This is a genomic window from Candidatus Didemnitutus sp., from assembly GCA_019634575.1.
In the GTDB taxonomy this organism is placed as follows: Bacteria; Verrucomicrobiota; Verrucomicrobiia; order Opitutales; family Opitutaceae; genus Didemnitutus.
This window is the reverse complement of the sequence record JAHCAY010000002.1, coordinates 479369-498356: the sequence shown is the minus strand read 5'-3', so window position 1 is coordinate 498356 and position 18988 is coordinate 479369. Positions and strand designations below refer to the sequence as shown.

General features: G+C 63.3%; 15 protein-coding genes and 2 tRNA genes. All 17 read left to right on the top strand.

The genetic code is table 11. From position 1 onward, the window contains the following. Window positions 1–103 precede the first annotated feature (103 nt). The 17 genes from KF715_17245 to rpsG all read left to right on the top strand — a co-directional run bounded on the left by KF715_17245 (window position 104) and on the right by rpsG (window position 18984). Window positions 104–2710 (top strand): hypothetical protein, encoded by a 2607-nt coding sequence (locus KF715_17245; protein MBX3738444.1) that lies wholly within the window; start codon window positions 104–106, stop codon window positions 2708–2710. A 55-nt stretch (window positions 2711–2765) separates the two neighbouring features. Further along, the gene (locus KF715_17240) at window positions 2766–3431 is read left to right on the top strand and encodes a MotA/TolQ/ExbB proton channel family protein (GenBank protein MBX3738443.1); all 666 of its coding nucleotides are present in this window, start codon (window positions 2766–2768) and stop codon (window positions 3429–3431) included. Continuing rightward, window positions 3428–3910: a hypothetical protein gene (locus KF715_17235; GenBank protein MBX3738442.1), complete on the top strand. Its 483-nt coding sequence runs from the start codon at window positions 3428–3430 to the stop codon at window positions 3908–3910. The genes KF715_17240 and KF715_17235 overlap by 4 nt, the downstream gene beginning before the upstream one ends. A gap of 1 nt (window position 3911) precedes the next feature. Then, on the top strand, window positions 3912–4637 hold the full coding sequence (locus KF715_17230) for a hypothetical protein (GenBank protein MBX3738441.1): 726 nt from the start codon (window positions 3912–3914) through the stop codon (window positions 4635–4637). 93 nt (window positions 4638–4730) lie between these two features. Next, window positions 4731–4806: transfer RNA gene (locus KF715_17225), tRNA-Thr, on the top strand. Between the two features lie 69 nt (window positions 4807–4875). Continuing rightward, window positions 4876–6066: an elongation factor Tu gene (tuf, locus tag KF715_17220; GenBank protein MBX3738440.1), complete on the top strand. Its 1191-nt coding sequence runs from the start codon at window positions 4876–4878 to the stop codon at window positions 6064–6066. A 79-nt stretch (window positions 6067–6145) separates the two neighbouring features. Next, window positions 6146–6221, top strand: a tRNA-Trp gene (locus tag KF715_17215). Window positions 6222–6246: 25 nt separating this feature from the next. After that, window positions 6247–6450 carry a preprotein translocase subunit SecE gene (gene secE, locus KF715_17210; GenBank protein MBX3738439.1) on the top strand — a complete coding sequence of 68 codons (204 nt, stop codon included), beginning with the start codon at window positions 6247–6249 and terminating at the stop codon, window positions 6448–6450. 17 nt (window positions 6451–6467) lie between these two features. After that, a complete protein-coding gene (nusG, locus tag KF715_17205) occupies window positions 6468–7040 on the top strand; it encodes a transcription termination/antitermination factor NusG (protein ID MBX3738438.1) in 573 nt (190 codons plus the stop codon). A 44-nt stretch (window positions 7041–7084) separates the two neighbouring features. Next, window positions 7085–7510, top strand: coding sequence for a 50S ribosomal protein L11 (gene rplK, locus KF715_17200; protein MBX3738437.1), 426 nt, complete (start codon window positions 7085–7087; stop codon window positions 7508–7510). A 70-nt stretch (window positions 7511–7580) separates the two neighbouring features. Further along, the gene (gene rplA / locus KF715_17195) at window positions 7581–8273 is read left to right on the top strand and encodes a 50S ribosomal protein L1 (protein MBX3738436.1); all 693 of its coding nucleotides are present in this window, start codon (window positions 7581–7583) and stop codon (window positions 8271–8273) included. A 14-nt stretch (window positions 8274–8287) separates the two neighbouring features. Further along, entirely contained in the window at window positions 8288–8776 is a 489-nt protein-coding gene (rplJ, locus tag KF715_17190) for a 50S ribosomal protein L10 (GenBank protein ID MBX3738435.1), read from the top strand. Between the two features lie 136 nt (window positions 8777–8912). Beyond that, window positions 8913–9296 (top strand): 50S ribosomal protein L7/L12, encoded by a 384-nt coding sequence (rplL, locus tag KF715_17185; GenBank protein ID MBX3738434.1) that lies wholly within the window; start codon window positions 8913–8915, stop codon window positions 9294–9296. A gap of 202 nt (window positions 9297–9498) precedes the next feature. Next, a complete protein-coding gene (rpoB, locus tag KF715_17180) occupies window positions 9499–13332 on the top strand; it encodes a DNA-directed RNA polymerase subunit beta (GenBank protein ID MBX3738433.1) in 3834 nt (1277 codons plus the stop codon). 27 nt (window positions 13333–13359) lie between these two features. Then, on the top strand, window positions 13360–17490 hold the full coding sequence (gene rpoC / locus KF715_17175; GenBank protein ID MBX3738432.1) for a DNA-directed RNA polymerase subunit beta': 4131 nt from the start codon (window positions 13360–13362) through the stop codon (window positions 17488–17490). A 618-nt stretch (window positions 17491–18108) separates the two neighbouring features. Further along, complete coding sequence (gene rpsL / locus KF715_17170; protein ID MBX3738431.1) at window positions 18109–18489, top strand: 30S ribosomal protein S12; 381 nt, start codon at window positions 18109–18111, stop codon at window positions 18487–18489. 21 nt (window positions 18490–18510) lie between these two features. Beyond that, window positions 18511–18984 carry a 30S ribosomal protein S7 gene (rpsG, locus tag KF715_17165; GenBank protein ID MBX3738430.1) on the top strand — a complete coding sequence of 158 codons (474 nt, stop codon included), beginning with the start codon at window positions 18511–18513 and terminating at the stop codon, window positions 18982–18984. Window positions 18985–18988: the final 4 nt, after the last annotated feature.

Genomic DNA, 18988 nt, shown 5'->3' with positions numbered 1-18988 from the left:
CACCCTAGCACGGGTTGGGACGGAATCTCGGTTGGGGACGGGCCGAATAGGCCGCGGACGGAGGCTTGCCAGTGCCCGGCACCAAACGCACGATGCTCCGCCCATGAGAAAAATTGTGCGTGTCGCTGCGATGCTGGTGCTGCTGACGGGCGGGATGCGTGCGCAGATGGCGGCTCCGAGTCCGCTCGCGGCGGAGCGCACGAATGCCGCCACGGCGCCGGGCGAATGGATCGTGGCGGAAGGGCGCGCGAATCGGGCGTTGCAGGCGGGTTTCCCTGCGACCGCCGCGCAGATTTACCGGGACATCCTGCGCGATCCGGCGCTGGCGGGCGACGCGCGGCCGCGGATCACGCTCGCGCTCGTGACGGCGTTGCTGGACAGCGGCGATCTCACGGCGGCGGAGGCGGAGCTGAAAAGTTACGGCGGTCCGAGCGACAGCGCGTATCGCCTGCGTGCCGGCCTGCTCGCGGCGCACGCGCGGCGGCGGGATGCGGCGCGGAACGAATTGAAGGAAGTGAATGCGGATCACCTCACGGCGGCGGAGCGCGGGTGGTGGTTGTTCCTGCAGGCGCAGATCGCGGATCTCGACAACGACATCTCGCGTGCGAATTCGCTCTACGACCAGGCGATCCAGGCGGCGGTGTCGGAGCAGCAACGGGCGCGGTTCACGCTCGGACAGGCGCAGGCGCAGCTGCGGGTCGCGCCGCCCGACGAGGCGCGGCTCGCGGGGATGCGCAACAATGTGGAGCAACTGCAGGGGACGCGGCAGGGCTACGTGTATGTGCGGACCTACGCGACGGCGCTGCACGCGCTGAACCGTGACGCGGAGGCTAAGGCGGCGTTGCAACGCGCGCTGTCGGTGCTGCCGGCGAGCGAGCGCGAGACGGCGGATCAATTCCGCCTGATGCTCGGTTTGATCGCGGGGGAGAGCACGCCGGAGGGGCGTCGCGCGCTGGCGCAGCTCGTGCGCGGCGCAGTGAAGCCCGAGACGCAGCGCACGGCGCTGTATCTGCTCGCGCGCGGTTCGCGCACGCCGGCGGATCGCGAGGAGTTGCGGCGGATGCTGAGCGAGTTGATCGCGGCGCCGACGTTGCACCCGATCATCGAGGATCTGCGGCTGGTGCGGGCGCAGCTGGCGTTGCAGGACCGGCAATACAACGCGGCGGAAGAGGATGCGCGGCTGTTGCTCGAGTTTTTCCCGGGGTCGCCGCTGAAGCCGGCGGCGCTCGGTGTGCGGCTGTCGGTGGCGTGGGATTTGCGGCTGTATCGCGCGGCGGCGGATCTCGCCTCGCAGTTGCGCGCGCTCGTGCCGGAGGGGCGCGAGAAGTCGGAGCTCGGCGTGCTGGTGGCCGAGGCGTATTTCCGGGCCGGCGACTACAAGAACGCGGCCGATGCCTACGAGGCGATGTTGCGCGATGTGCACGCGGCGCCGCAGGTGGTGCCGACGGGCGTGCTGATTTTTCAGCGCGTGCTCTCGGATATTCGTGCGGAGCGGCTCGAGGCGGCGGCGGTGCTGCTCGACGAGATGGCGGGCAATCCGAACTTCGACGTCGAGAATCGCTGGCAGGCCGAGTGGAATCTCATCCGCGAGATGCAGGCGCGCGGGCAAAATGCGCCGGCGCAGGCGCGAGTGGAGAAATTGCTCGCGGGCGGCACGGCGAACGTGCCTGGCGAACTGCGCGTGCGGCTGCTGTGGTTGCGGGCGAAACTTTCCTACGACAACGGCGCGCCGCAGGCGGCGGCGACGCAAGTCGACGAGTTGATCGCGGCCGTGGCGGCCGCGCAGCTCGAGGCGACGTTGAAGAACGAGGTGACGAGCACCGCGCTGTTGCTGAAGGCACAGGCGCTGCTCGATCTCGGGCGCGATACGGAGGGTGCGGCGTTGTTGGACAAGTTGCGCGCGGACTTCCGCGATTCGAAGGCGGCGCTCTATTCCTATATCGTGCAGGCGTCGCGGCAGGCCCGGCGCGGCGAGCTGGCGCGCGCACAGAAGACGCTGGTCGACATGGTGGACGCGAACAAGACGAGCGAGTTCGCGCCGTTCGCGCTCTATGAGGCGGGTCTCTATGCGGAGCAGCAGGGGCTCGATCGCAATCTGCGCGAATCGCATCAGCTGATGGAGCGGCTGGCGAACGACTACAAGAACAGCGAACTGGTTTTCTACGCGCGGCTGAAGCAGGGCGACCTGCTGCGGAAATTGAACGACTTCGGCTCGGCGCGGCTGGTTTACGAGGACTTGATCAACAATCGCGGGCAGCATCCGGATGTGTTGCTGGCGCAGCTGGCGCTGGCGGACAGTCTGTTTGCGCAGGGTGCCAACAACGTCACGAACTACGAGAGCGCGGCGGCGCTGTATGAACGGTTGCGGGACCTGCCGACGGCGTCGGCGGATCTGCGCGTCGAGGCGGGTTACAAGTGGGGTTTCGCGCTGTCGCGTCGCGCCCGGGTGCCGGAAGCGCAAGTCGTGCTCTGGGGCGTGGTGGACGCGTTCCTGCTCGATGCGGCGCAGGCGGCGAAGCTCGGCGCGAATGGTCGCTGGTGGATGGCGAAGACATTGCTCGAGCTCGGGCAGCTGCTCGAGGATGCGGGCAAGCTCGACGAGGCGCAGCGCGCCTATCAGCTGATCCTGGACAACAAACTGGGCGGCGCGGCGCAGGCGGCGGCGAAGCTCGCGCGGTTCCGCACGCCGGCGGAGGCGACGAAGCCATGAGCGAGGTTTCGCATGGACGGAGCGGAGGCGCGGCGCATGATGCGCGCGAAATTTCATGACGGCATTCAGCTACGGCATTTTTGCGCAAGGCGGCCCGGTGATGTGGCTGCTGCTCCTGCTCGGCCTCGCGGGGCTGGTCATTTTCCTGGAGCGCGCGTTGTTCCTGCATCGCGGGCAGATCCGCTCCACGGAATTTCTCAACGGCATCAAGAATCTGTTGCAAAAGGGCCGCCTGATGGAGGCGCTGACGTTGTGCGAGGAAACGCCGGGCCCGATCGCGGCGGTGGTGAAGGCGGGTTTGCGGCATGCGGGCGATGACGAGCAGGCGATGCGCTTTGCGGTGCAGGAGGCAGCTTTGACCGAAATCCCGATCCTCGAGCGGCGCATCGGCACGCTGGCGGCGATCGCGCAGGTGGCGCCGCTGCTCGGTTTGCTCGGCACGCTGCTCGGGATGATCAAGACGTTCTGGCTGTTCCGGAACGGCGGCAACTACGCGACGCCGTCGGTGCTGTCGGGCGGCATGATGGAGGCGTTGCTGACGTCGGCGGCGGGTCTGGCGATCGCGATCCCGGTGCATCTCGGGCGGCATTTTCTCAGCGGACGCGTGCGTGCGCTCGTGCACGACATGGAGTGGGTGGGCAACGAGCTGATGCGGTATTTGCTGCGCGAACATCGCGCGACCGATGCGGTCGAGGGTGCGCCGGCACCGGAAAAGAAATGATCACGCAACCGCTCGAGCTCGCTGCCAAATTGCGGCCGCCGCCGCGGGATTTCGACGTGTTCTTCTGGGCGAACGCGGCGCTGGTGGTGTTGTTTTTCTCGCTGGCGGGATCGCAATTCGTGCTCGCGCCGGGCGTGCCGGTCGGAGTGGGGCAGGGCACGGAGGATCCGGCGCTGGAGTTGCCGGAGATGAACTCGGCGACGGTCGGCGCGGCGTCGGTGGTGGTGAGCTACCGGCGCGACGAGGCGATCCTGTTCGAGGGTGGCATCTACGAGTTCGGCAATTTCCGGACGGTGCTCGAAGCCTACGCGAAGAAGCATCCGGGCGCCTCGCTGCTGGTGCGCGTGGACAAGCAGGTGTCGATGCAGGGATTCCTGGCGTTGTGCGACCTGGCGCGCGCGGCGGGTTTCGCAAATGTGCTCGTGGCGGCGGAGCCGGCGGCGGGCGATGCGTCGCGTTTCGTGCCGGCGACGCGCTGAAATGAACGCGACTTCAAATGCGCGTCGGGTGCTGAGCGCGGCGCTGGTGATCGTGGTGGCGGGGACGGCGTGGGCGATTTGGTCGCAACGCACTATGGTGAGGCCGGGCGAGCCGACGTCGAAGCCAGCACAACCGTTCGTGCGGTTGTCCGGAGCGGGCCGGGCGGCCAGCGATCTTGTCTTGCAGGAGCGTTCGGAGTTTTTCGACCCGACGCCGCTGTTCCTGCCGACGCCGCGCAATGCGGGGCAGGGCGGGCTGCCGGCGAAGCTCATCGCGCAGCCGGGGCAGGTGTTTAGGGATTTTTCCCCGAAGCCAGGGATCGGTCAGGCCACTCTGCCGCCCTACGGAACCGACGTGGTTTCCGCGCCGGAGGGACTGGCGGAGGTCATGGCGCGGGCGAATGAGGCCCCTTTTGCCGGGCTCGGGGAGATCAGTCAGCCGACTAACCGTGTGGAGGCGAGGGCGGCGTTCATCGAGATTAAGTCGATGCAGGGGAGTGTTATACTTGCGGCGACTGTAAACGCTGCGCCGGTCCCGCGGTCGGATTTCGCCCCGATGGAATTCTTGGCAAATTTGAGCCCTGCAGGACTGGTGGGCGACCCGCTTCTGGTATCGGGCTCAGGCGTGGAGGAGGTCGACAATTTCTTCCGGGACTATCTTGCCAAGAGCTTCCGGTTGGGCGAGAAATTGGCGCCCGGCGCGTATCGCGTCGTCGTCGGCCCGTAGAATTTTCCGCTAAAGGGCAAGATTCTAGTTGACGGCCAATTTTGAGAATCATTCCCTAGCCGTTCTCTTTGTTTTTTGCCTCCGCTTTGGTGCGCCCAGATAGCTCAGTTGGTAGAGCACCCCCTTGGTAAGGGGGAGGTCGACGGTTCAAATCCGTTTCTGGGCTCCAGGGCACACGTCGGGCGACTGCCGACGTTAATAAAGGTCAACAACTTCAACCACCCAAACATCCCTCCACATGGCTAAAGGAACATTCGAACGCAAGAAGCCGCACGTCAACGTTGGCACGATCGGCCACATCGACCACGGCAAGACGACCACGACGGCCGCCATTCTGGCCGTGCAGGCCCGCAAGGGTCTGGCCGAGGTCAAGGCTTACTCCGACATCGCGAAGGGCGGCACCGTCCGCGACGCGACCAAGACCGTCACGATCTCCGTGGCCCACGTGGAATACGAGACCGCCAAGCGCCACTACGCGCACGTCGATTGCCCGGGACACGCCGACTTCGTCAAGAACATGATCACCGGCGCCGCCCAGATGGACGGCGCGATCCTCGTCGTCAGCGCCGCTGACGGCCCGATGCCGCAGACCAAGGAACACGTCCTCCTTGCCCGCCAAGTCGGCGTGCCGAAGATTGTCGTCTTCCTGAACAAGGTCGACCTCATCGAAGACCCGGACCTCCTCGAGCTCGTCGAAGAGGAAATCCGCGACCTCCTCACCAAGTATCAATTCGACGGCAAGAACACCAAGATCGTCCGTGGATCCGCCACCGCCGGTCTCGCTGGCACGCCGGAAGGTGAAAAGGCCTTCGCCGAGCTGATGGATGCGATCGACAGCGAGATCGCCGAGCCGGTCCGCGAAGTGGACAAGCCCTTCCTCATGTCCGTGGAAGACGTCTTCTCGATCACCGGCCGCGGCACTGTCGCCACCGGTCGTATCGAGCGTGGCATCGTCAAGCTCAACGAGACCGTTGAAATCGTCGGTCTGCGTGACACCGTTTCCACGGTCGTCACCGGCATCGAAATGTTCCGCAAGCTCCTCGATCAGGGCCAGGCGGGCGACAACGTCGGCATCCTCCTTCGCGGTATCGACAAGGACGGCATCGAGCGCGGTCAAGTCATCGCTGCTCCGAAGTCGGTCACCCCGCACAAGAAGGCCAAGGCCGAAATCATCGTCCTCTCGAAGGATGAAGGTGGCCGCCACACGCCGTTCTTCGACGGTTATCGCCCGCAGTTCTACTTCCGCACGACGGACGTGACCGGCGTCGCGCACCTCCCGAAGGGCGTCGAGATGGTCATGCCGGGCGACAACATCACGATCGACATCGAGCTCATCGCTCCGATCGCGATGGAAAAGTTCCAGCGCTTCGCGATCCGCGAAGGTGGCCGCACCATCGGTGCCGGTCGCGTGACCGAGATCGTCGAATAATCGCTTCAATCATTCCGACTTCACGCGCCGGGGCTCCTTTGCGGGGCTCCGGCTGCGTCGTCTAAAAGAAATTAACCACAGGCGTGTAGCTCAATTGGTAGAGTAGCGGTCTCCAAAACCGTTGGTTGGGGGTTCGATTCCCTCCGCGCCTGCCACTTTCCGCACCGTTCAGCGACTCACATGGCCAACCCGTTCCGCAGCGCTCGTATTTTCTTCAGCGAACTCGTCGCTGAACTCCAAAAGGCCAGCTGGCCGACTCGCGAAGAGCTCAAGGACTCGACGATCGTCGTCATCGTCGCGTGCCTGCTCCTCGGTCTGTTCACCAGCATCAGCGACTTCGCCCTTTACCAAGTCGTCGACCTGTTCACCCGCTGGGTGAGCTGATCGCCGCGCCGCCCGCCATGTCCCAGACCTCAACGCCCACCGCCCAGTGGTTCGCGGTTCACACTCTCTCCGGCCAGGAGCAGAAGGTGAAAACCTACATCGAGAAGTTCAAGAAGGCCGAAGAACTCGAGGACTTCGTCCATGAGGTTCTCCTGCCCACGGAAGTCGTCTCCGAGGTGAAGGGCGGCAAGAAATCCACGAAGACCCGCAAGCTCTATCCGGGCTACGTCTTCGTGAACATGAAGCTCTACGAAGAGGGCAAGGTCATCATCAAGCCCTTCTACTTCGTGAAAGACGCGGCCGGCGTCATCGGCTTCGTCGGCGGCGAGCATCCCGCTCCGCTCCGTCAGACGGAAATCGACGAGATCAAGGCCCGCGTCGAGGCCGCCTCCGGCAAGGAAATCCCCAAGGTCTCCTTCGAAGTCGGCGAGGAAGTGAAGATCACCGACGGTGCCTTCGCCAACCTCAACGGCCGCGTCGACGAGATCGACCCTGCCCGCGGCAAGCTCAAGATTTCCGTTTCCATTTTCGGACGGTTTACGCCCGTCGAACTCGAATACTGGCAGGTCCAGCGCGCCTCTGAAAGCTGATCCGCCGCCCACCATAAACCCGCCACTACTCAGCATCCCTTAACATGGCCAAAAAGATTCAAGGCTACGTTCGTCTCCAGCTCCCCGCTGGCGCTGCCAACCCGGCCCCGCCGGTCGGCCCCGCGCTCGGCGCCCAGGGCGTCAACATCATGGCGTTCTGCAAAGAGTTCAACGCCAAGACCAAGGACCAGAACGGCATGATCATCCCCGTGGTGATCACCGTCTTCTCGGACAAGTCCTTCACGTTCATCTGCAAGTCGCCGCCGGCTTCTGTCCTCCTCAAGAAGGCCGCGGGCGTCGCTTCCGGCTCGGCCAAACCCAACCAGGACAAGGTTGGCAAGGTCACCAAGAAGCAGATCCTCGAGATCATCAAAATCAAGAAGGCCGACCTCAATGCCAACTCCGAGGAAGCCGCGATCCGCATGATCGCCGGCACCGCGAAGAACATGGGCATCGAAGTCACCGACTAAGTTTCACCCACCCACCGCTCACCGCGGGAGCTTCGATTCGTCGAGGCGTTCGCACCGCAAGGAGTCGCAAATGGAAAAACACAGCAAACGATACAACAGCGCTATCAAGGTCGCTGACCTGTCGAAGGAATATCCGCTCAACGAAGCCGTTGAGATTCTTTCGAAGTTCCCGAAGACCAAGTTCGATGAGACCATCGAGCTGTCCTTCCGCCTCGGCGTCGATCCGGCGCAAGGCGACCAGATGGTGCGTGGCACCACGCCGCTCCCGAACGGTTCCGGCAAGAAGATCCGCGTCATCGTCTTCACCGACGACGCCGAGAAGGCGCTCGCCGCCGGTGCCGATCACGCCGGCCTCGCCGAGCTGATGGCCAAGGTCAGCTCCGGCTGGCTCGACTTCGACGTCGCCATTGCGACGACCGAGGCCATGAAGCAGGTCCGCACGCTCGCTCGCGTGCTCGGTCCCAAGGGCCTCATGCCGAACCCGAAGTCCGGCACCGTCACTGACGATGTCGCCGCGGGCATCAAGGCCGTGAAGGCCGGCCGCGTGGAGTTCAAGGTCGACAAGACCGCGAACATCGGCGTCGGCGTCGGCAAGCGCTCGTTCACCCCGGCGCAGATCGCCGAGAACGTCGCCGCGGTCCTCGAGGCCGTCGGCAAGGCGAAGCCCGCCGCGTTCAAGGGCCACTACATCAAGTCCGTCACCCTCTCGTCCTCGATGTCGCCCGGCGTGAAGATCGCCTCGACCGAGTTCAGCAAATTCTAAGGAGCATCGTAACCATGAGAGCCGAAAAGAAATTCCTCATCGACGAGGTCACGACGCACCTGAAGAAGTCTGACTACGTCATCCTCACCAACTTCACGAAACTGACCGTCGCCGACACCGCCGAGCTGCGCAAGCGCCTCGCCCCGGAAAAGGCCGAGTTCCACGTCGTGAAGAACAGCTCGTTCCGCGTCGCGGCCAAGGCCTTCGGCCTGCCCGAAGTGGACAAGTCCCTCGCCGGCCAGACGGCCGTCGTCGTCGGCGGCAAGAATCCCGCCGGCGTCGCGAAGGTCCTCAAGAAGTTCGTCGAGGAAAAGCAAAAGCTCGAAGTGAAGGTCGGCATCCTCGACAAGAAGATGATGACCGCCGCCGAGCTGTCGAAGCTCGCCGAGCTGCCCTCGTTCGAGGCGCTGCGCTCGATGCTCCTCGGCCTGTTCACCCAGCAGGGCGCCGCGTTCGTTCGCGTGCTCAACGAGAAGGTCAAGAAGGAGACTCCCGCCGCCTAACCCATTTTCGCGTCGCGCCGCCACTCCTTCGGCGGTGCGCGCGGAATCCAAAAACTCCCAACGGAGTTCAGCTAGGAGATACGTCTCTTAAACGCACGGCATTCCCGCCGCCGCTAGCACTCCCAGGAAGATTACCATGAGCAACATCACCAAAGACCAAGTCATCGAGTGGCTGTCCGCGCAGCCGATTCTCGAACTCGCCGCGCTCGTCAAAGACCTCGAGGCCAAGTGGGGCGTTTCCGCCGCCGCTGCCGTCGCTGCCGCTCCCGCCGCTGGCGGTGGCGCCGCCGCCCCGGCCGCCGAAGAGAAGACCGAGTTCAACGTCGTCCTCACCGAGGCCGGCGCGAACAAGATCGGCGTCATTAAGGAAGTCCGTGCGATCACGGGCCTCGGCCTCAAGGAGGCCAAGGACCTCGTCGAGGGCGCTCCGAAGCCGGTCAAGGAAGGCGTCAACAAGGCCGAGGCCGAAGAGATCAAGAAGAAGCTCGAGGCCGCTGGCGCGAAGGTCGAACTCAAGTAACCACTTGGTTCGCACCCACGCATTCAGTTCCAATTCCCGAGCACAGGCCGTGCAAGTCGCGGCCTGTGCTTCGGCATTTTCTCCGTTCTTTCCTGACGTGACGAGGTCCTCGCATCCCCACGTCCCAACTGCCGGTTCCGCAGCCTTCAGTGGCGCGAACTGAGTCCTGCCCTTTTCTTCAATCCACCCACCGGGAGCTAACATGGCCGACCGCACTCAACACGAACGCGTCAACTTCGGAAAACTTCGCGAAGTCATCCAGCCGCCGAACCTCATCGAGCTGCAAATCAGCTCTTATCTCGAGTATCTCCAAAAGGAGGTGCCCGAGAAGCAGCGCAAGCCCGTCGGCCTCGAGGCCGTCTTCAAGGAGGTCTTCCCGATCACCTCGTATGACGAGCGCCTCACGCTTGAATACGTCTCCTACACGATCGGCGAGCCCAAGAGCTCCGAGATCGAGTGCCTCCGCGAAGGCACCACCTACGCCGTCCCGCTCTACGTGAAGCTCCGCCTCCGCGAAGAGGACTTCATCAAGGACGAGGAAATTTTCATGGGCGACATCCCGATGGTGACCGAGCGCGGCTCGTTCATCATCAACGGCGCCGAGCGCGTCGTCGTCTCTCAGCTCCACCGTTCGCCCGGCATCTGCTTCGAGGTCGCCACGCACCCGAACGGCAAGCTCCTCCACTCCTTCCGCATCATCCCGGACCGCGGCACCTGGCTCGAAGTGCAGTTCGACAATAACGACCTGCTCTACGTCTATCTCGACCGCCGCCGCCGCCGCCGGAAATTCCTCATCACGACGCTGCTTCGCGCCATCGGCTACAGCAACGATCTCGACATCCTGAACCTCTTCTACGAAGTGCAGGACCTGAAGGTGAACAAGGCGCTCGACATGGAAAACGTGTCGACCCTCGTCCTCGTCGAAGACGTCATCGATGCCCAGAAGGGCGTCGTCCTCGCCCGCGCGTTCGAGCCGCTCACCAAGCAGATCGTCCGCACCTTCGAGAAGCACGACATCAAGTCGATGCGCGTCATCGACACCACCGCCGACGAAGGCGCGATCATCCGCGCGCTCAAGAAGGACCCGACCCGCAACGAAGAGGAAGCGCTCAAGGAAATCTACAAGAAGCTGCGCCCCGGCGAGCCGCCGACCACGGCGAACGCCAAGGCCCTCCTCAAGCGCCTCTTCTTCGATCCCAAGCGCTACGACCTCGGTCGTGTCGGTCGCTACAAGATCAACCAGAAGCTCGACCTGAAGGTCGACCTCGAGGTCCGCATCCTCGAGAGCGCCGACGTCGTCGCCGCCACGAAGTATCTCGTCCGCCTCAAGAAGAACGACGGCGTCGTCGACGACATCGACCACCTCGGCTCCCGCCGCGTGCGCACCGTCGGTGAGCTCCTCGCCAACCAGTGCCGCGTCGGTCTCAGCCGCACCGAGCGTTTGGTGCGCGAGCGCATGACGCTCTACGACCAATCCGTCGACTCGATCACGCCGCAGAAGCTGATCAACCCGAAGGCGCTGACGACCGTGATCCGCGATTTCTTCGCGCGCAGCCAGCTGTCGCAGTTTATGGATCAGATCAACCCGCTCGCCGAGCTGACGCACAAGCGCCGCTTGTCCGCGCTCGGGCCTGGCGGTCTGAACCGTGAGCGCGCCGGCTTCGAAGTCCGCGACGTTCACCCGTCGCACTACGGCCGCATCTGCCCGATCGAAACGCCTGAAGGTCCGAACATCGGTCTGATCAATTCGCTCTCGACCTACGCGCGCGTGAACGAGTTCGGCTTCATCGAGGCCCCGTATCGCGTCGCCGACAAGGAAAAGGGCCGCGTCACCGACAAGGTCGTTTACCTCACCGCCGACCAAGAAGAGGGCAAGGTCATCGCCCAGGCCAACGCCGAGGTCGACGAGAAGGGTAACTTCATCGGCAAGGTCACCGCGCGCCGTGACGGCGAGTTCCTCGAAGTCACTGCGGACGAAGTCGACCTGATGGACGTCTCGCCCAAGCAAGTCGTCTCCGTCGCCGCCGGTCTGATCCCCTTCCTCGAGCACGACGACGCCAACCGCGCGTTGATGGGCTCGAACATGCAACGCCAAGGTGTGCCGCTGCTCCAGACCGAAGCGCCGTTCGTCGGCACCGGTCTCGAAGGCCGCCTCGCCTCGGACTCCAAGACCGTCGTGGTCGCGGAAGCCAACGGCATCGTCGCCTCCGTCGACGCGAAGCAGATCATCGTCACCGAGTCCGGCGAACTGCCGCGCAACCCGAAGACCGATCCGAAGAACGGCACCTACGTTTACGAGCTGCGCAAATTCATGCGCTCGAACGCCGGCACCTGCTTCACCCAGAAGCCCATCGTCAAGAAGGGCCAGAAAGTGAAGAAGGGCCAGTGCATCGCCGACGGTCCCTCGACCGATCACGGCGAGCTCGCCCTCGGCCGCAACGTGCTCGTCGCGTTCATGCCGTGGAACGGCTACAACTTCGAAGACGCCATCCTCATCTCCGAAAAGGTGCTGAAGGAAGACATCTTCACCTCGATCCACGTCCAGGAATTCGAAGTCACCGCGCGTGACACGAAGCTTGGGCCCGAGGAAATCACCCGCGACATCCCGAACGTCGGCGAAGAAGCCCTGAAGAACCTTGATCACAACGGCGTCATCCGCGTCGGTGCCGAGGTCAAGCCGGGCGACATCCTCGTCGGCAAGATCACGCCGAAGTCCGAAACCGAACTCGCGCCGGAAGAGAAACTCCTCCGCGCCATCTTCGGTGAAAAGGCCGCGGACGTGAAGGACACCTCGCTCATCGTCCCGTCGGGCGTGAACGGCATCATCATGGACGTGAAGATCAACACTTCGCGCCTCGATGCCGAGGGTTCGAAACTCTCGCCTTCCGATCGCCGCCGTCAGGTGAAGCAGATCCAGGAAGACTATAAGACGCAGATGGACAAGCTGCGCGAGCAGCTCACCGAGGCGCTGTCCAACATCCTCCTCGGCGAAAAGATCCCGCTCGACGTCATCAACGGCCAGACCGGCGAAATCATCATCCCGGCCAACCGCAAGATCACGAAGACCCTCCTCCGCAAGCTCGCGGCCGTCGCGAAGCACATCGAGATCGATCCGTCTCCGGTTCGCATCAAGATCATGGAGATCATCGGCTCGTTCCAGTCGAAGTTCGACGAGCTCGAGGGCGACCGTGAGCGCAAGATCGCCTCGATCGAACAGGGCGACGCGGAAGGCGCCGGCGTCATCAAGCAGGTCAAGGTCTACATCGCCACGAAGCAAAAGCTCGAGGTCGGTGACAAGATGGCCGGCCGCCACGGCAACAAGGGCGTCGTCGCGAAGATCGTCCCCGAAGAAGACATGCCGTTCCTCCCGGACGGCACTCCGGTGCAAATCTGCTTGAACCCCCTCGGCGTGCCTTCGCGCATGAACGTCGGTCAGGTTCTCGAGACGCACCTCGGTTGGGCCTGCTCGAAGCTCGGACTCAAGGTCGCCACGCCCGTGTTCGACGGTATCTCGGAAAAGAAAGTCCGCGAATACCTCAAGCAGGCGAACGACGTCGAGAAGGACCAGAGCGGCGTCATCACCGTCACCACCGCCGGCAAGGCCACGCTGTTCGACGGTCGCACCGGTGAGAAGATCGATCAGCAAGTCGTCGTGGGCTTCATCTACATGATGAAGCTGAACCACCTTGTCTCGCACAAGATTCACGCGCGCGCGGTCGGTCCTTACTCGCTCGTCACGCAGCAGCCGTTGGGCGGCAAAGCCCAATACGGCGGCCAGCGCTTCGGCGAAATGGAAGTGTGGGCGCTCGAAGCCTACGGCGCGGCGCACACGCTCCAGGAAATCCTCACCGTCAAGTCCGACGACGTTAACGGCCGCACCAAGATCTACGAATCGCTCGTCAAGGGCGACAACACCCTGCAGGCCGGCACGCCGGAATCCTTCAACGTCCTCGTGAAGGAAATGCAGGCCCTCGGCCTCGACATCAAACTCGGCAAGCGCACCACGCTTTCCGAAGCCCTCGGTGGCAACCGCTAAACTTAACTACTGGGAGCATCACGCAAAATGAGCACCGAACAAGCCCGCGAAGAAGTCCGTCAGGTCCTCGGATCCGACGAGAATCCCTTCGACTCCGTTTCCATCACCGTCGCCGCGCCGGAGACCATCCGCGCGTGGTCGAAGGGTGAGGTCAAGAATCCCGAGACGATCAACTACCGCACCTTCAAGCCCGAGCCGGGTGGTCTTTTCTGCCAAAAGATCTTCGGCCCGGTGCGCGACTACGAGTGCGCCTGCGGAAAATACAAGCGCATCAAATACAAGGACGTCATCTGCGATCGTTGCGGCGTCGAAGTCACCATTGCCCGCGTCCGCCGCGAGCGCATGGGCCACATCGAACTCGCCGTTCCGGTGGCGCACATCTGGTTCCTCAAGAGCATGCCGAGCCGCCTCGGCCTGTTGCTCGACATGACTGCCCGCTCGCTCGAGCGCGTCATCTACTACGAGAACTACATGGTCACCAACGCCGGCAAGACGCCGCTTGAACTCAAGCAGCTCCTGACCGAGACGGAATACCAGCAGGCCGTCGACGAATACGGCGCCGATGCCTTCGTCGCCAAGATGGGCGCCGAGGCCGTCCGCGACGTGCTCACGCAGGTCGACATGGAAGCCACCGTCGCCGAGCTGCACGAGACGATGCGCGCCACGCGCTCGAAGCAGATCAAAAAGAAGCTCTCGAAGCGCCTCAAGGTGATCGGCGGCTTCATCTCCTCGAAGTCCCGTCCCGAGTGGATGGTCCTCGAAGTCCTCCCCGTCATCCCGCCGGACCTGCGCCCGCTCGTCCCGCTCGAAGGCGGCCGCTTCGCGACCTCCGACCTCAACGACCTCTATCGCCGCGTCATCAACCGCAATAATCGCCTGCGGAACCTGATGCAGCTGAAGACGCCCGACGTCATCATTCACAACGAAAAGCGCATGCTCCAGGAAGCCGTCGACGCGCTCTTCGACAACGGCCGCCACGGCCGCCCCGTCACGGGCGCCGGCAACCGTGCGTTGAAGTCGCTCTCCGACATGCTCAAGGGCAAGCAGGGCCGCTTCCGCCAGAACTTGCTCGGCAAGCGCGTCGACTACTCCGGCCGCTCCGTCATCGTTATCGGTCCCGAGCTCAAGCTCAACCAATGCGGTCTGCCGAAGAAGATGGCGCTCGTCCTCTTCGAGCCGTTCATCATCCGCCGCCTCAAGGAACTCGGCTTCGTGCACACCGTCCGCGGTGCCCGCAAGATGATCGAGAAGAAGTCGCCGGAAGTCTGGGACATCCTCGAGGAAGTTACTAAGGGCCACCCGGTGTTGCTCAACCGCGCGCCGACGCTCCACCGCCTCTCCATCCAGGCGTTCGAACCCGTCCTCATCGAAGGCTCCGCCATCCGCGTCCACCCGCTCGTCTGCACCGCCTACAACGCGGACTTCGACGGTGACCAGATGGCCGTGCACGTGCCGCTTTCCCTTGAGGCCATCCTCGAGTGCAAGCTGCTCATGATGTCTTCAGGCAACATCTTCTCGCCCTCGAGCGGCAAGCCGATCCTCACGCCGTCGCAGGACATCGTCCTCGGCGCGTATTACCTGAGCATCGAGCCCCGCGTGAAGCCCGCCAAGGGTCAGCGCGTGCCGCTCATGTCGGGCCTCCAGGAAGTCCAATACGCCAAGGCCGACGGCGCGCTCAAGGTGCACGACTGGGTCGACGTTCCCAACCCGGACTTCGGCAAGGACACCGTCTTCGGTAACAAGGAGCGCAAGACGCTCCGCACGACTGTGGGCCGCGTGATCTTCAACCAGATCTGGCCCGCCGGTCTCGGCTTCATCAACTTCCCCGTGCCGAAGGGCAAGCTGGGCGACCTCATTCTCAACACCTACAAGGTGGCGGGTCCGACGGTCACCGTCGAGACGCTCGACAAGCTGAAGGAGCTCGGTTTCACGACCGCCTTCAACGCCGGCATCTCGATCGGCATCGACGACATGATCATCCCTGAGAACAAAAAGGAGATCGTGCACGACGCCCGCAAGAAGGTCGACGAGGTCGAGTCCCAATACAAGAAGGGCATCATCACCTCCGGCGAGCGCTACAACAAGATCATCGACATCTGGACCGGTGCCACCGACCGCATCGCGAAGTCCGTCTTCGCGAAGCTCGAGGGCAACGACGGCCGCCCCGAGGTCAACCCGGTCTACATCATGATGGACTCCGGCGCCCGCGGTAACAAACAGCAGGTGCGCCAGCTCTGCGGTCTCCGCGGCCTCATGGCCAAGCCCTCCGGCGAAATCATCGAACGCCCGATTCTGTCTTCGTTCCGCGAAGGCCTCACCGTTCTCGAATACTTCATCTCGACGCACGGCGCCCGCAAGGGTCTCGCCGACACCGCGCTGAAGACCGCTGACGCCGGCTACATGACCCGCAAGCTTTGCGACGTCGCCATGGACTGCGTCATCACCGAGGAAGATTGCGGTTCCCGTGACGGTATCTGGAAGAAGGCGATCTTCGAAGGCGACACGATGCTCGTGACGCTCGCCGAGCGCATCACCGGCCGCTGCTCCGCCGACGATATCTACAACCCGCTCGATCCGACGAAGATTCTCGTCGGCTCCGGCGAGCTCATCACGGAAGAACTCGGTCGCCAGATCGAGGACTCCGGCATCGAGCGCGTCAAAGTCATGTCCCCGCTCACCTCGACGAGCGAGCACGGCATTGACGGCAAGTCTTACGGCATCAACCCGGCCTCCAACAAGGTCGCGAAGATCGGCGACTCCGTCGGTATCATCGCCGCGCAGTCGATCGGCGAGCCCGGCACGCAGCTCACCATGCGCACGTTCCACATCGGTGGCGTCGCCTCTGCCGGTTCCAAGAACCCCGAGATCAAGGTCCGTAACACCGGTATCCTCAAGTATCGCGGCCTCCGCCTCGTGCAGATGGAAGGTGCAGCCATCGTCCTCAACAAGACCGGCTCCATCCAGATCATCGACGACAACGATCGCGAACTCGAAGCCTATCCGATCGTGGTCGGCACCGTTCTTTCCGTCGCCGACGGCGAGAAGGTGACCAAGGGCCAGACCATCGCGCAGTGGGACCCGTATAACATCCCGGTTCTCTCTGAGCGCACCGGCACGCTGCACTTCAAGGACATGATCCCGGGCGTCACGGTCAAACGTGAGCTCGACGAGTCCACCGGCCGCATCGCGACTGTGGTCATCGAGCACAAGGAAGACCTCAATCCGCAGATCGAAATCCGTGACGAAACCGGCAAGCCGCTGGCCGCCTACGCGATTCCGACCGGCGCCCAGGTCGTCGTCAACGAAGGCGACATCATCCAGGCTGGCGCCCTTCTCGCGAAGACGCCGCGTCAGGCTTCGACCACGAAGGACATCACCGGCGGTCTCCCGCGCGTCGCCGAGCTCTTCGAGGCTCGCCGTCCGAAGGAAGCCGCCGAGATGGCCCGCATCGACGGTGTCGTCTCGTTCGAAGGCTCGATCCGCGGCAAGCGCAAGCTCGTTGTCCGCAACGAGGAAGCCGGCGCCGAGGAAGAGCACCTGATCCCGCACGGCAAGCACATCATTGTGCAGGCCGGTGACGTCGTCCACAAGGGCCAGCACCTCACCGAAGGCTCCGCCGATCCGCACGAGATCCTCGACATCCTCGGGCCGACCGCGCTCTACGAGTTCCTCATCGGCCAGGTGCAGGAAGTCTACCGCCTCCAGGGCGTGTCGATTAACGACAAGCACATCGAGGTCATCATCCGCCAGATGCTCCGCAAGGTCCGCATCACGGATCCGGGTGACAGCGAGTTCTTCTGGGGCGAGCAGATCGATCGCACGACGTTCCTTCGCGAGAACAAGCGCCTCGACGCCGCCGGCGGCAAACCCGCCGAGGCTGAGCCGATCCTCCTTGGCATCACCAAGGCCTCGCTCGAGACCGAGTCGTTCATCTCCGCCGCCTCGTTCCAAGAGACGACCCGCGTCCTCACCGACGCTTCGACGCTCGGCAAGGTCGACGGCCTGAAGGGCTTCAAGGAAAACGTCATCATGGGTCACCTCATCCCTGCGGGCACAGGCCTCCCGGCTTACAAGAAGCTGAAGGTCACGCTCCCGCTCGGTGGCGAGATCCCGATGGACGAAGCTCCGCGCGCGGCCGCCACGGTCGAAGCGAGCTAAGCTCGACGTTTCAGTTCACTCTCAAAGCCGCGGAGCAATCCGCGGCTTTTTCTTTTCTCAACATGGCGTGAAAAGGTGCTCCCGGCTTACAAAAAAGAGGGCAGGGGAGCACCGAATTTCGCCTTGTTTTTCACTCTGAAAGTGGGACTCTGCGAATCCCTCCCGCCAAAACTCGGAGGTAGAGCCTAGCTCCTTCCGAGTTACACCCGGCCCTCACGGGCCGGGTGTTTTTTTGTGCTCGCTGGCTGCGACTGCCGGGCTTCAGCCGTAGGTGTAGAGCGAAGACGGATCACGGCGCCGGCGAGCTCGCCCCGTCGATTTTCCGTCACCCCATTTCACGTTCGTTGCGACAGCGAAACTGATTCTGTGAATAACTTGGGGAGAAAAGAGAAACTTCGCGCTTGAAGTGCGTCATGCGAACGTGGTTCGCTCACCCTCCATTTTCGTCAAAAAACAGCATTCGCAGCAAAACTGTGGGTGCACCTGACGCCCGCGGTTTCGGGGTTTCCGCTCTGAAACTCGCGTTTTTCAGCACAGCGCGAAAAAGTGCTTGCCGGGATTTTTCGTCCCGGTAGGTTCCGCGCTCTTTTTCCTCTTTTACCTATCTAACTTCCTCCAATGCCCACCATCAACCAACTCGTGAGAAAAGGACGCCGCAAGGTCCGCGCGAAGTCCAAAGCCCCGGCTCTCCAGGGCAACCCCTTCCGCCGTGGCGTCTGCGTGCAGGTCATGACCCGCACGCCGAAGAAGCCGAACTCGGCCATCCGTAAGGTCGCCAAAGTTCGCCTCACGAACGGCACGGAAGTCATCTCTTACATTCCGGACGAAGGTCACTCCCTGCAGGAGCACTCGATCGTCCTCGTGCGCGGTGGCCGTGTGAAGGACCTTCCCGGCGTCCGCTATCACATCGTCCGCGGCACGCTCGACGCCACTGGTGTCGAAAAACGCCGCCGTTCCCGTTCCAAATACGGCGTCAAGCGCCCGAAGGCCGCCAAGTAATCACGTTCTTTCTTTTTCAACATGTCTCGTCGTCGCAGAGCTACTCACCGCCCCACCGTTCCGGACGTCCGCTACAACAGCGCGCTCGTCACTCACCTGATCAACGTGATCATGAAGAGCGGCAAGAAGACCGTCGCGGAGCGCATCGTTTACGGCGCCTTTGAGCGCGTGAGCGAGAAGCTTCAGAAGGGCGATCCGGTCGACCTTCTCATGGGCGCGATGGAAAACGCCCGCCCGAAGCTCGAGGTCAAGAGCCGCCGCGTCGGTGGCGCCACCTACCAGGTGCCGGTTGAGATTTCGTTCGAGCGCCAGGAATCGCTCGCGCTCCGCTGGATCGTCGACGCCGCCACATCCCGCAAGGGTATCGCCATGCGCGAGGCGCTCGCGGCCGAGATCATCGATGCCTACAACAACACGGGCACCGTTGTGAAGAAGAAGGAAGACACCCACAAGATGGCCCAGGCCAACCGCGCCTTCGCTCACCTCCGCTGGTAAGGTT

Bases quoted from the DNA above. Each gene is read 5' to 3' on its own strand.
- KF715_17245 (MBX3738444.1), top strand. From the start codon at position 104: ATGAGAAAAATTGTGCGTGTCGCTGCGATGCTGGTGCTGCTGACGGGC.
- KF715_17240 (MBX3738443.1), top strand. From the start codon at position 2,766: ATGACGGCATTCAGCTACGGCATTTTTGCGCAAGGCGGCCCGGTGATG.
- KF715_17235 (MBX3738442.1), top strand. From the start codon at position 3,428: ATGATCACGCAACCGCTCGAGCTCGCTGCCAAATTGCGGCCGCCGCCG.
- KF715_17230 (MBX3738441.1), top strand. From the start codon at position 3,912: ATGAACGCGACTTCAAATGCGCGTCGGGTGCTGAGCGCGGCGCTGGTG.
- tuf (MBX3738440.1), top strand. From the start codon at position 4,876: ATGGCTAAAGGAACATTCGAACGCAAGAAGCCGCACGTCAACGTTGGC.
- secE (MBX3738439.1), top strand. From the start codon at position 6,247: ATGGCCAACCCGTTCCGCAGCGCTCGTATTTTCTTCAGCGAACTCGTC.
- nusG (MBX3738438.1), top strand. From the start codon at position 6,468: ATGTCCCAGACCTCAACGCCCACCGCCCAGTGGTTCGCGGTTCACACT.
- rplK (MBX3738437.1), top strand. From the start codon at position 7,085: ATGGCCAAAAAGATTCAAGGCTACGTTCGTCTCCAGCTCCCCGCTGGC.
- rplA (MBX3738436.1), top strand. From the start codon at position 7,581: ATGGAAAAACACAGCAAACGATACAACAGCGCTATCAAGGTCGCTGAC.
- rplJ (MBX3738435.1), top strand. From the start codon at position 8,288: ATGAGAGCCGAAAAGAAATTCCTCATCGACGAGGTCACGACGCACCTG.
- rplL (MBX3738434.1), top strand. From the start codon at position 8,913: ATGAGCAACATCACCAAAGACCAAGTCATCGAGTGGCTGTCCGCGCAG.
- rpoB (MBX3738433.1), top strand. From the start codon at position 9,499: ATGGCCGACCGCACTCAACACGAACGCGTCAACTTCGGAAAACTTCGC.
- rpoC (MBX3738432.1), top strand. From the start codon at position 13,360: ATGAGCACCGAACAAGCCCGCGAAGAAGTCCGTCAGGTCCTCGGATCC.
- rpsL (MBX3738431.1), top strand. From the start codon at position 18,109: ATGCCCACCATCAACCAACTCGTGAGAAAAGGACGCCGCAAGGTCCGC.
- rpsG (MBX3738430.1), top strand. From the start codon at position 18,511: ATGTCTCGTCGTCGCAGAGCTACTCACCGCCCCACCGTTCCGGACGTC.